Below are 16758 nucleotides of genomic sequence, written 5' to 3' on the forward strand. Positions count from 1 at the left end.
TGTAACATAAAGTAATTTCGGCCCAGATGCTGTCATGTTGAGCTTGTCGAAACACCTTAAAGGGCATTTAAATAGTCCTTCGACAGGCTCAGGATGACAATATTAAAAAAGCCTCAGTTATTTGGTTAACTGGGGCTTCATTATATAATTAGATCTTTTAAATCCTAAAAATCAGAATACAAATTCCGGAATGAACTCCGTAAACCGAAAGTAATTAATCCGGTAGTATTTTTACCTAAATTGTTACTTTCTCTCCTAACCACACCACCTAGTTCTAAGCGTAGGTTGTATTTTGGGTTAACTACATAAGCTACTTTCCCTTCAGCATAAAAAAGATCGGTACGGATACCCTGTGTAGTATAATTCCCTGTAGTTTGTACCGCATCAGTATAAGGTTCGAAAATATTCTTACCATAATTCTGTCCGGCGATATCCAGTCCATACTTAGCATACATTAATTCGCCACTAAAATCAAAACGTTTGTAAGAGTAGTTTAACAAACCAACAAGCTCTCTAAAATTGGCACCAAAGGGGTGTGCTAACGGCTCACCATACTGTGCGTAATTTAATATAGGTTTACGTGATGAGAATGTGTAAGGTTTAGCAGTATTGTACTCTAACAAATAATTTAACCCAGCCACATGAAATACATCTGCGCCTCTTAAACCCAATTGCCAGGCATATTTATTTCTTGAACTACCTTCTGAAGAGAAAAATTCCTTTGCCTGAAATTCATCTAAGGAAAATTGCCCATAAGCAACTAGCTCTTTCGCAAATTTATATTTTCCTGTAAACCCAATCAATGCATTATCAGGAGAACCACTAGAAGCCTCGATCGGTCTCAAGAAAATAATAGGATTTGCATAGCCCCAATCAAATCCCCTTCTATTTCCCGCGTCATCTGTTTGTGCCCACACTATTGAATCAAAGAATCCGATAGATAAACGGTTATTCACATTCCAGTCTAAATAATGAAATATTCCGCCTTTTTTTCTAAAACCAGCTTCGTACGATAGTTGTGGCGCACTTGGATCTTGCATGGCTGCCCACATTACCATATACTGTACATTACCTAAATTACCTGTTAATTTCAAAAATGGATAAGGTGAGGCATAATCTGATAGCAGCAATGAACGGTAACCGTCACCCACAAAATTCTTATCGTACCCAGCAGTAATATTTAAATATTTTATAGGTGTATAAGATATGGTGGCGGTTACATAAGACCAATCTGCAGTTAAAGGATTAATATCCGGATTATAACCTTGACCGTATTTACCACCAACACGGTTATAAGATTGCCCAGGAACAATGCCATGCTCATCTATATAGTTCCTGTAATAGTCAGCAAAGCGACCCTGATTTTCAAACCCACTTGTATAAAAAGAAAATTTCTTTCCTATTGTACCACCAACCTGGTAACCGCGGGTATTTAAATAAGTATTTTTCTTTCCTGAAAAATCTCTTCCAATCTGGAAGTCAGGCAAAAAATCGGCATAAACCGTAAAATCTTCTTTTTGAATATCAAATAAATGTTCTTGAAACAGCTTTCTGGCTGCCCATGATTTTCTCGTTGAGTCTACGCCAACACTTAGCAATATGCTACTTTTATCGCGCAGCAAACTGTCATCAATAAAAAAAGGCTTTAAAGAGCTGTGAAGCCTAGTATTTGGATTGTAAATTTCGCCACTGAGTTTCTGGTAAAATTGAAAAGAATAGGGTTGATAAACAGCTTGTGCTTTTAACTCATAAAAAGAAACGACTAAAAATAGGAGTAATAAGATTTTCTTCATCTGGTAAATTTTAATTCAAACGGCAAAGAACGTTATTAATTATGAAATTAACGATCCTCTCCAAATTTCTATAAAAGAAAAAGCCCATTTGGGCTTTCCTTATATTTATTTAAAATGCGTTCTCTTCACCTTTGGCCATATTAATGACCGTCATAAAGATAATCTTCACATCCAGCATCGCACTCCAATTTTCTAGGTACCAGATATCATGTTCCACACGTTTCACCATTTTATAATCTTCTTTGGTTTCACCACGGTAGCCATTTACCTGCGCCCAACCAGATATACCTGGTTTTAAAAAGTGGCGAACCATAAATTGATCTACAATACCTTTGTACTGTTCGGTATGGCTCAACATATGTGGCCGTGGGCCAACTACACTCATATGCCCCATAAATACATTAAAAAACTGAGGCAATTCATCCAAACTCGTTTTCCTTAAAAACTTGCCTATAGGCGTAATCCGGTCATCGTTTTTACTCGCTTGTCTTTTATCACTGTCAGCATTCATGCGCATGCTTCTAAATTTAAAACACCAAAAAGGTTCATCATCACGTCCGCTACGTAATTGTTTAAACAATACCGGACCTTTACTTTGCATTTTAATTAACAATGCAATAATCGGATATAACCAGCTTAGTACAAATAAAATCACCAAACCACTAAAAACCACGTCGATAACCCGTTTTTTAAAGCGGTTGTGTATTTTCTCCAGGGGTTCAGAACGCAAAGAAATCACAGGGAATTCGTTTCCCAGATAGCTTACCGTATAAGGAGACAGTAGGGCTCCGCTAATATCCGGAATAAACTTTAGCCGCACACATTGGCGCTCGGCCTCTTCAGTTAATAGGCTCATATCTGCCATCCGCTCTGGTGCAATGGTTACATAAATATCCTTAATCCCCTTTTCAACTGCCATTTTAAACTGGCGCCCAACCATATCAGAAATCTGGCCATTGCGATCTAGGTAATCTTCAGGAACGTCATTGATGAAGCCGTGAAATTCGATATAACGCTGCTTTTCAAAATAACTTGCTAACTGTAATCCTGTAGCATTGTTGCCCATAATGGCAACTGATTTAACACCTCGTAAATGATTAAACAGTAAAAACTGAAATGAGGTGCCGATGAAACGGTTCACCAAAAATAAAATGGCTAACATGCCATAAAAAATTACCAAAAAAGATCTGGAGAAATCATTTTGTTTAGAGAAGAAAAGATAAATTGAAAACAACACTGCATGTAAAACCACACTTTTCCAGGTTCCGCGATAGATTCGCTCAATCCTACGCGACCCATATTCACTATAAAGTCCAAAGCTTGTAGTGCTCACAATCCAGATCAGATTACACACCACAATATAATGCCATTGTAATTCAGAACTTACTGCTTTACCCATATAAGCGGTAAATTCGTAGGCAAAAAAGTACACAATATTGACCATAATCAGGTCAGTAATCGGTAAAATATATTTGAGTATAAATAAGTAACGTGTTTGCATAGGCTTAAAGGGAAGACTTAAACATTTATCTATTGTTTTTGTTTTAAGTGAATCATAATGAACAAAATTGATGCCCAAAATCTGATTTCAAAGTTAAAAAATCATTACCAAAATAAAAACCGGTAATAATCACACAATATATGCTTTAAAACCAGATGTATAAAAAGGAGTATTCGACTATTAAAAATTAGTCGACCAATAGCACAGTGGAGTAGAAACAAGAATAAATAAAATATTATACCCTTTTATAGTTAGCAGAAAAAATTAAATCCTGCAGTAATATTAGTGTTTTATATCAGCCATCTTTTTATTTTTATTTCAAGTAAATTACAATGTAAGTAATAGAAATATTTAGTCTAGAAAAATCTCGATTATGATTTTAAAATTGTCTGAATCCCACCAAATAAAAATTGTTTATATTAACTTCTATATTGGAAGTTTTTTAAGCAACTTAAATTAGCCTCGGCCCGATCCTTATCAACAGATAAACAATCAGGTTCACTAGTCTTCAATGCGCATAAGGGGAGGTTGTTTTTCAATTAAAGATTAGATTAATTATCTCTTCGAAATGTGTATTATTGTGCTTTATCTCCATAGGAAATAACATTAGCAATAGCATATGAGAAAATCTTTTACAGAAAAAAACATTCAAGATCGTTTTACAAGCATAGATTATGCAAAATTTATTGGAATTTTTTTAGTCGTTCTAGGTCATCAGGAGATTAGCACCAATAATATTAATATTATCTACGCATTCCATATGCCTTTATTTTTTTTCTTGTCAGGATTTTTGTTCTCATTTGACAAATACAAAAGTTATAAGATTTTTTTGGTCAAAAGATTCAAGCAATTAATAATTCCATATTTTGCTTTCAATATTATTACTTATGTTTTTTGGCTTTTTGTAGGCAGGAAATTTGGCGCTAACAGCCAAGTAAACATTTCTCTATATAAACCCATCATTGGGATGTTTTACGGAAATGGAATTGATAATTATTTAATTCATTGCGTTCCTTTATGGTTCTTACCTTGCTTATTTATGGTGGAAAACATATATTTTCTAGCTTTCAGATTTTTAAAGCACCAGATAAAATATATCATGCTTGCTGCCTTAGTGGTATTGGGATTTTTCGACTATAAATATCAATTCATTAGATTGCCTTGGAGTTTTAATATAGCAATAGTGGCAGTAACTTTCTACGGTTTTGCAAATATATTTAGAGAGAAGGTTAAACATTTTTTGGGTATTAAAATGTACTTACTTGGAGCTATTTCGGCAATTTGTATTTTCTTAGTGATTTACGTTACACAATTTAACGGGAGGGTGGATATGAATGGGAGAGTATATGGAAATTATTCACTTTTTTATATTGCAGCCTTTGCTGGAATTGGCTTTATTATTTCTATTAGCGAATTAATGGCACGATATATTGGATCAAATAAATTTGTCGGATATATTGCTCAAAACACACTCATTATTTTTGCTTTGCATTTTATCATTATGAGCGTAATCAAAGGATTCGTTTATTTTGTATTGAAAATACCGCTATCATCTTTAGAAAACAATATTGGAGGACTTTCGATTGCGATTACAACTATAATTGTTATTATACCGATAATCTATGTTATCAATAGATTTTTCCCTTTCATCTTAGGTAAAAGCTATCGATAGCATAGACTAATTTTATAAGGATGTGTTAGAAATCAGTAAAGATTAAGAATACTTTTCACCAAAACTAGCTACCATTTTTTTGGCTACTTGTTTTATTTCTTGTTCTTCAGATTTTGGGTAAATTAACAATACTTGCTCATCATCAACAATGATAAAATTTTCGAGCCCTCTAATTACTGCAGCCTTACCAGTTGGAAGGTTTATAATGCAATTCGAGGTATCCTGCAAATTAACTTGATTACAATTTACCACATTACTTTGATCATCTTTATCTGCAACAGCATGGAGTGAGGCCCAGGTTCCAAGATCAGACCAACCAATTTCAGCAGGTATAGTATAAATATTATCAGCTTTTTCTAAAATCGCATAATCAATGGAAATATCTGGACTTGTTGGATAGTTAACGGCAATAAATTTTTTCTCACCTGGCGTATTATAAAACTCATTTCCTTTTTCAAACAATTCATTGATTTCGGGAGAATATTTTTCGAAAGCGCGTTTCAAATTAGCTGCCTTCCAAATAAAAATTCCTGCATTCCACAAATAATTGCCATTCGCTAAATACTCTTCGGCAACTTTCAGTTCTGGTTTCTCTTTAAAAGAATTTACTTTGAAAATTTCATCGGCCGCATCATTTTTATAATTGATATACCCGTAGCCAGTATCTGGTCGATTAGGTGTGATCCCAAGAGTGAGTAAAGCATCATTTTTTTCTGTAAAATTAAGCGCTTTATTGATCTTGTCTACAAATACATCTTCTTTTAAAATCAAGTGGTCAGAAGGAGCTACTACAATGTTTGCTTCTTTATTTTGCTTCAATATCTTATACGTAGCGTACGCAATGCACGGAGCGGTATTATTTCTACTAGGTTCTAACAGAATATTGTCTTTTAGGATATTGGGCAACTGCTCTCCAACAAGGCCTGCGTATGCCTCATTGGTTAAAACGAATATATTTTCGCTAGGGCAGATTTTCAGGAATCGCTCACCAGTAAGTTGCAATAACGACTTCCCAGTCCCCAAGATATCTATAAACTGTTTAGGAAAATGATTACGGCTTTTTGGCCAAAAGCGAGAGCCAACACCACCAGCCATGATTAATACGTATGTATCTTTGTTCATAATTTAAATTAATAAAGTCCTTTTTTTTCGCAATCTTGATACCAATCTTCTAAGGCTTCTTTCAATGAAAATTGCAACTTATAAGGTGATAGACTAAGCTTTTCACCAGAAATATTAGTAGAGATCATTAATTTTTTTACGCGATCTGGGTGAATTCCGCTAATATTTTTACCCAATACTCTGGCACCAAAATAAGCTGATCCTGCAGCCGATTTTAATGCCCAGCCTGGCACCAGTACTTTAGGAGCTTTAGTTTCGGTAGCCTTAGCCATTGTAACACAAATTTCTTCAATGGTAGGTGCAGGAAAATAAGTTAAATTATAAGTAACGTGTCCTGGTTTTTCCTTTTGACCTGCTTCATATAATATTCTTGCAACATCTTTTACGTACACACTGGCTTTAATTGTATCTTTTCTTCCAGGGTAAAAGAAAAATCCTTTTTTAAGGGAGTTATATAATCTTGTAAAGTTACCACCTTCTTGCTTGCCAAAAACTACTCCAGGCCTAACAATCACAAGTTTTCTGTTTTCAGGATCTTCTGCCTGCCACAGTTTATGGATATATTCTGCGGTTAGTTTGGAAATACCATAAGGAGTATTAGGCATAGGCAAGGTTTCTTCAGTTTTATAATCTTCAGAAGCACCGTACGGAGCTATAGAACTGGTAAAAACGATAGTTTTAATATTGTTTTTCCTTGCAAAATCACAAACATTTTGCGCGCCAAATATATTGGCTTCAAAATATTCATGATCAGGATGTCCTGGTGTTGTATGAACAGCTGCCAGATTATAAATTATGCTACTTTCAGCATTATGTAAATCTATTAAAATAGGTTTTCTAACATCAAGTTCTGAAAAACCATCACTTACTTTCTTTCGAATATCATAACTATAAACCAAATCAGGAAGCGATAAAGTTTCTGTAATGTATCTTTTCAAATGAGTTCCTATAAAACCCGAACCGCCGAATATCAGATGATTCATATGATTAATTTTTTATTGCTTCAAAAACACTGATAAACTTTCTGCCTATGATGTCTAAATCAAAATTCTCTTCTGCATATTTTCTGCCATTCTCACCAAGTGAAAGTTTTAACTCTGGGTTATTTAAAAGATGAACTATCTTCTCAACCAATTCGGCATGATTACCTGGACTGATACAAAACCCAGCATTATATTTGAAAACAATTTTTGCTGCTAAGTTATCTAACGGCACAGAAAGAATAATAGGCTTCCTGCTACACAAGTATGTAAGCACTTTTGATGGAACTGAATATAGTGCAGCATCGTTCTCTAGAATTGACAATAATACATCAGCAGAAGAAAGAATTTTTGGAAGGTCTTTATAATCTTGAAATGGAAGTAAAGTTAGATTATCTAATTGATATTCTTTTTTCTTTTCCGATAAAAAATCAGCACCTAAGCCTTCAGAAACTACAAGGAACTGAATTTTATCATTATCCTTTAGTGCTTTTGCTGCATTAGCAATAAGTGAAGGATTATGTTTTAATCCTAATGTACCAGAATAGGTAACCACAAATTTAGCGTCTAGCCCTAATTTCGACGACCAATCATTCTGTTTTGGATAAGAAACCAATTCATCAATTGGTGCCCAATTATGAATAGCATAAACATTATTCAATTTAATTTTCCAACCAGCAAAAATCTCATTAAAGTCTTCAGATATGGTGATAATCGCCTTGCTTCTTTTCAACAGGCGAACTTCTTTATATTCGAAATATTTGGCAGCTAATCCTCCGAAAAGAGGTATTTTTTTCCGTAAAAAACCTTTCAAAGCAATACTATGAATATCTTGGCACCAGTAGATAAACTTTACATTCGATCGCTCACATTTACTCAGCAAATTCCCCTGTGCCAGAAGAGGGGTATTTGCAGACAGAAAAATGTTAGGCTTAAATGTGTCAATCAGTTTACTCACCTTACCTGCATACTCCAATTCACCCTTAAGTCTGCCAACAAAAGAATACTTACTAAACTCAGCCTTTAACATAACCGGTTGAATGATCAAGGTTTCAGGATCTGAGTCTCTTTTGATCATGTTACCATGAGGTGTATTGATATTCGAAAGATAGCAATGCATTACAACATATCCTTGGTTAGCTAAATATCTACTCAATCCTATTGGAAAAGGATATCCTCCAAAATCATTTATTAAAATTCTCTCTTTTTGCATTAATGTATTTTTTACGCTTCTGCGTGTGTCCGGTACTAATTAACTTTATGAGGTTATCAATTTCTGATAATTTCTTTTTTGTGTGTTTTCAAAACTGTTTTTTTCTTATTCAAGCATTCTCCAAGCCTTAAATTGAAATAGGTCATCCAGAATATTGATTTTAGTACAATAGCGACAAATCTGAGTCTTTAAAATTACTAAATTTTTATATTACTGGATCAACATTATTTTATTGAAAATACGACTAAGTAATTTATTCTGAACTTAAAAAGTTACAGTTCAATAATTATTAAAGCCGTTGTTAAAATTATTGTTTAAGATTTAATATTTTGAGGTAAATATGCTTAAAATACTTTCGCAGGAACATTCTGATATTAAATTTCGTTCTAATAATAGGATAGAAAAAATTATAAACATTCACAAAATCCATTTTCCTAATCGCATTTATCCTGAATATTTTCCATTCCTTATCATACCGTTCTATTGAAACCGAAACAAACGCTTTAGATATCCATTGTAAAGATTCCTCATCGGGTTGCTCTCCTAAAAAGATCTTACCGCACCGCAGGTTATTCCAAAAACGACTTACATAGAAATCGGGGTAATCTTTCATCACGAAAGCGACATAAGTCTCAAACTCACTAAAACCTGAAAGGTTAAGGTTTTTATGGGGAACTGCGTCCATAATTTTTTCAAAAAACGTGTTACCAGATAAACTTAAATTGCTTTCAATGTTGGAGATTAGCGCTCTCATAATTTTTGTATTGAATAGCATGTGCTCCACTACATAGGATCTTGATTCAGAATTTATTACGGTTTCTATATTAAAAATGTTTTTAATGGTATCAAAATATGGCAAATCATGTTTCTCAAAGGTTCTATAAGACAAATAAGGTTTCTTATCTGCATTAAAAAAACAAATCTCTTCCAGGGGCAGTGTGTCGCTGTCCCAAACCAGATAATATTCATCTTCGCAGTGCTGGGAATACGCCATCTTTAAAAACTGTTGAAAGTACCATCCAGCCCTATTACCTACACCAGTTTTCTGGACCAATATTTCTTTTATTGTTCCAATATTAAGGTTTGAAAAAATTGCATTCTCATCTATAAATTCTACATAATCATAGTTGGGTAAAAGATTCTTAAGTTCTGCGTTACCTATAAAGACTAATTTATAAGAATTTAAATAGTTCTTTATCTTTTCGATATTACTTATTATTAAACTAATATCTTTTGCAACTATTGGTATTATTAATTTATACTCTTCCATGCTTTGATAGTTACCAATATGATAATAGATTTAAGTTAAGGAGATATGCGTTAAGCGAGTACTGCCGTATTTCTTTGTCGATGAGAATCATTTAGTAATAATAAAATAATAACAAAACTTGCGATACCATCATAGTTAATTAAATTGATTGAAGTAAGTTCGCAAAGAATAAACATTAATAAAATCGCAAGATATTCAGGATGATTCTTAAGAGATCTATCCATGTACTTATTAACAACTATCTTGATCATACGATATATTAAAAGGCAAAGCCAGGTTAAACCTATTAAACCAAAATTGTTAAAGAAGCCGAAAATACCTACGTCCTCTCTAAAAAATTCGCCATTTGAACCTTGAAGTATTCCTTTTAGCTGATTATTATCAATCTTTATGAAACCAAAACCCAAAAAGGGGCTCTCATTCATTGTGATGTTATAATAGTAATTTATTGCTGCAAATCTTGTCGATAGCGAAACGTCTTCGCTTTTTGAAAATTCAATATATTTATCAAACAATCCCAAATGATAGTAACTTACATAAGCCAGTACAGCACATGAAAGAATAAAATAAATTTTATACTTATTCCTTAAAAAAAGCAGTATCATTATTAAAGCTACTGCTAATATGAGAATTAAGAAAGATCTCGTCATCACAAAAAAGTACAGGTCAAATAAGGTGAGGCCCGCTGTGAATAGATACAAAAGGGGAATTTTAGTTTTGGTGTTTAGACAGGTAATAATTCTCGAAAGTGCAATCAGAAAAGCGAAAGGGAAAATATAAATACCCACATATATCCGCTGAACATCCATTCTGGTTGGAATTTCACTAAATTTAAAAAGGAATTCTATCCCTAAATATTTGTAGATAAAATACTGCACGGTCAAGATCGCTATCGTAATACTTGACATCCAACAAACGATTCTAACTAAACGCTCCCGGTCTATCTTATAGAAAACAAAGTATGACAGAATAGTTGCATAGCTGATGGAAAACAAGAACATAATATCTATCGGTGTGCCATACTGAAAAGAAGACACAAAGATTTCTACGACAACATATCCGGCAAAAAATTTAACAAACGAAGAGAAGTTATCAGACTCTTTTTTATTCCAAAAGAAAAGCGCTGTCAACAGAACTATAACACCTAATACGCGTACAAGATTATAAGCCTGTTCTGGATTGTAAGACAGACCAAGAAAATTTAATATCACAAATAGATATAGATATAAATATTTCTCTCTTATTCTTTTGATTGTCATTATGTTATTTATTTACATCAGCGCTAACTTGCTGATAAACAAGAATATGCTTTTGCGCTATTTCGCTCCAATCTGTTATTTGCTCATGCGTTTTATTTAAGTCTATATGAGAAATTTTTATTAATGCATTTTTAAGCTCATCCACATGGTTATTATCTATGAAAATAACGTTGTTCAATGCTATAGGATAGTCTTCATTTGGTTTTGTAGCAATTATTTTTATCCCTTCTTGGTATAGCGCCAAAAAGCTGCCATTTCGAACAGATAAACCATTGGCAAAAAGGGAAATTCCAAAATCGGAGCATGCTATATAGTTTCCGACATCCTCTTTAGGCAAGAAACCTGTAATTTTCACATCATCTGTAAGACCATACTGTGTTATTAACTTTAACACCTCGTTCTGGTAAGAATCATTGAGATCTAGTTGAGAAATTATTAAAAGTTTAAAAAAAAGCTTATTTTCTTTTTTTAATTGCCCCATAGTTTCAATTGTAACTAAAAGCACTTTATTTGAATTTACGAAGCCAAAATATGAGGCAACCAATCCATCATAATCTCCAAATAATTTCCTTTTAACATTTAGTATTTCATCATTTGAATATGAAGATTTAGGAATATTGGCACCAATGTAGATTACTTCAATTTTATCTTCAGAACTTCTGAAAAAAGGTAATTTAACCAGATCTTTTTTAAAAATATCTTCTACAACAATAACATTATGAGATCCTAATACACTTGGCCAGCGCCTTACTCTGGATAGAAATGGACGTTGACTGTATTCGTGCAGTGTATAAACGACTTTATATCCCTTTAACCTGAGAATTAATGGAAGAAGATTGATTTCTACAAAGCCTTTGTAACTAATGGTCGGATATTGAATATGTACAACATCACATTTAATATTTTTTAATGTTCTTAATATTGTACTAAAAAAAGAAAAACCGTACCACTTTTTCACTACATTATGTAATGTATAAGATTTATCGCTTTCACCATACTTTACATCTGTTATAACGTCTATTTCTACACCTGCTTTAATCAGGTTGGTAACCAAAACATCAGTATAATCTCCAACACCACACTTAGCTAAAGGCATAGCTCCGGTTATAATTGCCACTCTCATCTTATATTTATTTTATACCGCTTTTATCCCATCATAAAGCCCCTTATATCCAGCTTTTAATACCGGCCATTTTGTAGAAAAGGCAATTACTATTGATAAATAGGCAAAGTTTCTCAGAATTATAAAAATTAAATATAATTTTGACCGATACTTATTATTAAAAATTATGATATTTCTCATTAGATAGTATAACGAGAAAGCACTTTTATGGCCGGTAGATACACTTTCCTTATGATCAAGAGTAGAATTCGGGTAATAATATAATGGAATTTTAGCCTGGTATGCACGATACATAAAATCTGTATCATCAAAATAAACAAAATATTGCTCATCCATAAAACCTATTTGCTCAAATACCTTTCTGGATATAACCATAAAACAAGTAGGCGCATATGGAACAATTTTCTTATCGTTACATTGTCCCTGATCTTCTTCTCTTACATGAAAATGCCTTGTGGTACCAGTAGATTTATCAAAAGTACCACCGGCGCACCATATCAAATTTGTTCCATAATAGTATATTTTAGGAACGGCCAATAAGGCATTATCCTCATTAACAGAAAACATTAAATTTTCTATTGTATCGGCATTAAGTTTTATATCATTGTTAGATAACAGAACATAGGAGCATCCATCTTCCAGGGCCGCTTTTATTCCTATATTGTTACCCTTTGCTACCCCGTAATTCCCTTCATTCTCAATAAAAACAGTCTTAAATGAAACATTTTTGGCTAGCTCTTTCGACTTTTCTAAGGATTTGTCTGGAGACTTGTTATCAACAACATATAAGACAAAATCTTTATAAGACTGTATGTCGAGCGTTTTAAAGAACTCATCTACAACGGTTTCACTGCCATATAAAACAGTAACAATTCCTATCAATGCCATATCTATTTATATAAACCTTTATCTTTCATTTCCTGAATAGAGGCATCATATTTATCTTCATGCACTTTCTGCTCATTTACCCATTTAGCAAATTCATTCATACCCTCTTTAAAAGACCACTTAGGCTCATATCCTAAAATATTTTTCGCCAAGGTAATATCAGCAAAATTATGACGTATATCTCCCAATCTATAATTCCCAGAAATAGTTACCGGAACATCAACTCCGTAAGTTTCAATTAATGTATTTGCTAAAGTAATAACATCGGTTGCAACGCCGGTTCCGATATTAAAAGCATGTCCGGCAGCCTCTTTTACCTCAATGCCCAGTACTGTAGCATCTACAACATCATCTATGTAAACAAAATCTCGTGTTTCTTTACCGTCTTCAAATATATTTAATCCATTTCCATTTTTAATCCGTGTAGAAAATATCGACAAAATACCCGTATAAGGATTTGAAAGCGATTGCCCTGGACCATATACATTTTGATATCTAAATGAGACAGCGTCTATGCCAATTTTTGGACACACTAAATGGATCAATTGACCCTGTACCTGTTTTGTAATACCATAAACTGAAGTAGGATGTATTTTAGAATCTTCTGTTGTACCCACAAGTTGTAATGGCTTTGTAACTGAAGTGTATTTTACCTCAAAATCTCCCTTGCTTAAAAAATCCTCTGTCCTTTCTTCCGGGTAAACAAAAGTATCAAGTTCTTCACTGTAGTACTTTCCTTCGCCATAAATTGATCTTGATTCTGCTACAACCACCCTTTTCACTTGGTGTTCTTCGTTAGTCAGAATATCAAGCAACAAGGCAGTTGCACCAATATTTACATTTACGTAATTATAAATATCGTACATAGATTGTCCGGTACCTGTTTCTGCGGCTAAATGGACTACGCAATCTACATTCTTTAAAGCTTTCTGCCAATCTTCCTTATTAACTACACTACCTTTAATAAAGGTAACTTTATTCTTAATGGATTGATATAGTGGAGAAGTTGTTTCAGGATCATTTCCATGGATTTGTTGTGATAAGTTATCTAACACAGTAATATCATACCCTTTACTTATCAATTTTAACGCAAGGTTTGAGCCAATAAACCCAGCTCCGCCTGTTATCAATATATTTTTCATATTTATATTATAATTTTAATTATTGTTTAGAAAACAACCATCTTTATCCGTACTAAGCCAAGCCTCTTTTTTAAAACAATATCTTTTAACTATTTTAGCAGGTGCTCCTACTAAAACACAAAAGTCAGGGTATTTATTTCCCAATACAACAGAGTTTGCGCCAACCACAGTATGTTTTCCTAAATGTACATTAGGTAAGATGACTACATTATTATATATTTTACAGTCTTCACCTATAAAAACTTTACCAACCACAATATCCTGGTATTCTGGTGCAATAGTTACATCAGCATAAGGGTGATCAATGTCGGTTATACTAACATTAGCTGCAATTGCAGTGTTTTTTGATATATAAACAGAATTGGCGCAAGTAATATGAACATTTTGTTCTATTGAAATTTTGTCTTCAAAAACTATCAATGGACTAAATTTTTCTTCTTTGTAACTTACAACTGCTTCTATTCTGCCATGATCCCTTATAAAGACATAGCTACCCAATTTTACACTTCTGTAACTAAATAGAATTGGCTTGATAAATAAATTCTTTCTCCCGTGATCTCTGTTAAGAATTAATAACTTCAAACCAGTTAAAATTTGATAGTATTTATATCTCAATTTTTGATAAACAGCGCAACACTTAGTCAAAATATCCATTTTTCTTTTGAAGTATTATATAAATTCACCTACAGCATTTGTTTTTTTCCAAGCTTTAGAATCAAAACAGTATTTTTTAATTATTCTTGCAGGTGATCCAACAGCTACGCAGTAATCAGGAATTTCTTTAGTTACTACACTATTGGACCCAATTACACAATTTTTACCAACAGATACTCCCAATATACAAGCATTAGTTCCTATCCATGTGCCTTCTCCAATTTCCATTTCTCCAAGAGACAATACCTTTTGATACATTATGGGAAGATTAGGATTTTCATAATCATGAGAACCATCTGAAATATAAACCCTATCTGCTGTGAGTACATTCTTGCGAAGAATGATCTTTGAGTTAGAATAAATCTGATTCATACTTCCAATCGCGCATCTATCTTCAATAATTAACTCTGGATTTGAAATTACATTTGGACTTGCTGCCAACCAGGAATGCTTACCTACAACAACACTTTTTCCTATCGTAATATTTTCAGGATGTTCTAATCTTAGCAGAGGGTGTATGATACTTCTATTGCCAAATTTTTTATACTTCAATTTATTCCCTAATAGAGTGGAAGCATAGTAAAGATATAACTTAAGGCGCTGAAAAAATTGATACATAATACTATTAATCAAATAATCATCTATTTATAATGAAGATACTGATTTTTCTTTATCGTAATTCTTTATCTCTTTATAAATTAAAAACAAGAAAACAAGGCAGATTAAACCATATCCTATTGTGTATCCCACTTCATAAGAAGCATATTTAGAAAAGAAATTACGGTTAAAATGTTTGAAAATTAAGAATGATAATGTAGTTAGCAAAATTAAATTTAACCCCAAACTTAATTTGAATTTACTTAGTGACCTATTGTTTATTGCGTAATTCCTAATAAGATATACTGTACCCAATAGCACAGCCAAAAGCCATCCAAACACAACACCCATTCCTCCAAAATATTTTCCTAAAACAAATCCTAATATCAGGTTAAGTACACCGATAATTATCTGAGACTTAATTACAGGATTTAATATACCTTCTGCAAGCAATGAAAAGTATGCAGGTCCACATAATAAATTTATATACATACTCACTGCAGTCAACAACAAAATTAAATCGAACATTGATTCGTGATGTCCAATCCATACTTTTGAGATTACGTTGCTCGCCAGAACTGGCATAGTTAGTAAGATCAATGACACAGCCGCTACTGCTAAAAAGTTAATTTTATACAGGTTATCAACTTTATTCATTCGTTGATCCTCCGAAGATTTAACCATTAATGGCATTAAGCTTTGATTGGCATTAATAATTACTCCCCTTAATTGCATAATTAGCCTATTTGCCATTTCGTAATATCCTGTAAACTGGAGTCCCCCAAATTTAGCCATTAATAGTTTTGTAACAGGTTCATTAAGCATTGCTGAAATAGATATTACCTGAAATTTAATCCCATAAGCAAATATTTCTTTAAATATTTCTTTATTCCACTGCCACTTCAGCTGATTATATTTTGTAATTTTCATTACGAGAAATAAACAACCTAAAATAGTAAAGATTGACTGCGCTAATTGGGCAAAAACCACACCTTTTAAGCCATATGTTGGTGTCAGTAAAAATGTTAAACCGAGTAATACAATTGAAGAAAGCGTAAAAATCAAACTTCTGATATAGTTTTTCTGCATACCATCTAAAACAGAAGCGTACACTCCTGCGATTGCATTTACGATAAGGCATATCAAAGAAAAAGGCAGAATTTTTAGCGCAACATCTACATATTTTACATCTATTATTCGGCTAAGTATAAAATGGGCAGAAGGTAGAATAATTAGGCCTAATACAGAAAAAAAGCCAGCAATAAATATAACAGCTGTGAAAATTAGTTCATTTATTCTATCCTGGGTATCTTCTTTTAAATATAACGCAACAAAACGAACAACAGAGGTGGCCACACCAAAATTTGCGATGTTAGCGATAGACGATGTTGCCATCACCACCGACCAAACCCCCAACATCTCAACCCCAAGTTGTTTCAGCAGATATTTATAGAGAAAGAAATAAACAACTCCAATACACGCAATCTGCCCACCTGAGCTTAAAACATTAGCAATTACCCTCTTATTCATATTATATATTTAAT

14 protein-coding genes are annotated in these 16758 nt (G+C 33.1%); 1 reads left to right on the plus strand and 13 read right to left on the minus strand.

The window, feature by feature from the left end; all coding sequences use genetic code 11:
- Positions 1-164: 164 nt before the first annotated feature.
- Positions 165-1793: a hypothetical protein gene (locus tag ASU31_RS01725; RefSeq protein WP_057930660.1), complete on the minus strand. Its 1629-nt coding sequence runs from the start codon at positions 1791-1793 to the stop codon at positions 165-167.
- A 109-nt stretch (positions 1794-1902) separates the two neighbouring features.
- Positions 1903-3294 carry an undecaprenyl-phosphate glucose phosphotransferase gene (locus tag ASU31_RS01730; protein ID WP_057930661.1) on the minus strand — a complete coding sequence of 464 codons (1392 nt, stop codon included), beginning with the start codon at positions 3292-3294 and terminating at the stop codon, positions 1903-1905.
- Between the two features lie 619 nt (positions 3295-3913).
- Between ASU31_RS01730 and ASU31_RS01735 the strand changes: the two genes are divergently transcribed.
- Positions 3914-4966: an acyltransferase family protein gene (locus ASU31_RS01735; protein ID WP_057930662.1), complete on the plus strand. Its 1053-nt coding sequence runs from the start codon at positions 3914-3916 to the stop codon at positions 4964-4966.
- Between the two features lie 42 nt (positions 4967-5008).
- Here the strand turns inward: ASU31_RS01735 and ASU31_RS01740 are convergent, their stop codons facing one another.
- The 11 genes from ASU31_RS01740 to ASU31_RS01790 all read right to left on the minus strand — a co-directional run bounded on the left by ASU31_RS01740 (position 5009) and on the right by ASU31_RS01790 (position 16744).
- Entirely contained in the window at positions 5009-6088 is a 1080-nt protein-coding gene (locus ASU31_RS01740; protein ID WP_057930663.1) for a mannose-1-phosphate guanylyltransferase, read from the minus strand.
- 8 nt (positions 6089-6096) lie between these two features.
- Complete coding sequence (locus tag ASU31_RS01745) at positions 6097-7071, minus strand: NAD-dependent epimerase/dehydratase family protein (protein WP_057930664.1); 975 nt, start codon at positions 7069-7071, stop codon at positions 6097-6099.
- Positions 7072-7075: 4 nt separating this feature from the next.
- The gene (locus ASU31_RS01750) at positions 7076-8281 is read right to left on the minus strand and encodes a glycosyltransferase family 4 protein (protein ID WP_057930665.1); all 1206 of its coding nucleotides are present in this window, start codon (positions 8279-8281) and stop codon (positions 7076-7078) included.
- 307 nt (positions 8282-8588) lie between these two features.
- Positions 8589-9551 (minus strand): DUF6492 family protein, encoded by a 963-nt coding sequence (locus tag ASU31_RS01755; RefSeq protein WP_057930666.1) that lies wholly within the window; start codon positions 9549-9551, stop codon positions 8589-8591.
- Between the two features lie 50 nt (positions 9552-9601).
- Positions 9602-10810: a hypothetical protein gene (locus ASU31_RS01760; protein WP_057930667.1), complete on the minus strand. Its 1209-nt coding sequence runs from the start codon at positions 10808-10810 to the stop codon at positions 9602-9604.
- A gap of 4 nt (positions 10811-10814) precedes the next feature.
- Positions 10815-11933: a glycosyltransferase gene (locus ASU31_RS01765; protein ID WP_057930668.1), complete on the minus strand. Its 1119-nt coding sequence runs from the start codon at positions 11931-11933 to the stop codon at positions 10815-10817.
- 12 nt (positions 11934-11945) lie between these two features.
- Positions 11946-12821: a glycosyltransferase family 2 protein gene (locus tag ASU31_RS01770; RefSeq protein WP_209434945.1), complete on the minus strand. Its 876-nt coding sequence runs from the start codon at positions 12819-12821 to the stop codon at positions 11946-11948.
- Between the two features lie 2 nt (positions 12822-12823).
- Complete coding sequence (locus tag ASU31_RS01775; RefSeq protein WP_057930670.1) at positions 12824-13963, minus strand: NAD-dependent epimerase/dehydratase family protein; 1140 nt, start codon at positions 13961-13963, stop codon at positions 12824-12826.
- A 15-nt stretch (positions 13964-13978) separates the two neighbouring features.
- Positions 13979-14617, minus strand: coding sequence for an acyltransferase (locus tag ASU31_RS01780; protein WP_057930671.1), 639 nt, complete (start codon positions 14615-14617; stop codon positions 13979-13981).
- A 15-nt stretch (positions 14618-14632) separates the two neighbouring features.
- Positions 14633-15169 carry an acyltransferase gene (locus ASU31_RS01785; protein WP_209434946.1) on the minus strand — a complete coding sequence of 179 codons (537 nt, stop codon included), beginning with the start codon at positions 15167-15169 and terminating at the stop codon, positions 14633-14635.
- Positions 15170-15262: 93 nt separating this feature from the next.
- Entirely contained in the window at positions 15263-16744 is a 1482-nt protein-coding gene (locus ASU31_RS01790) for a lipopolysaccharide biosynthesis protein (protein WP_057930673.1), read from the minus strand.
- Positions 16745-16758 lie beyond the last annotated feature (14 nt).

This window comes from Pedobacter ginsenosidimutans (assembly GCF_001442625.1).
GTDB lineage: Bacteria > Bacteroidota > Bacteroidia > Sphingobacteriales > Sphingobacteriaceae > Pedobacter > Pedobacter ginsenosidimutans.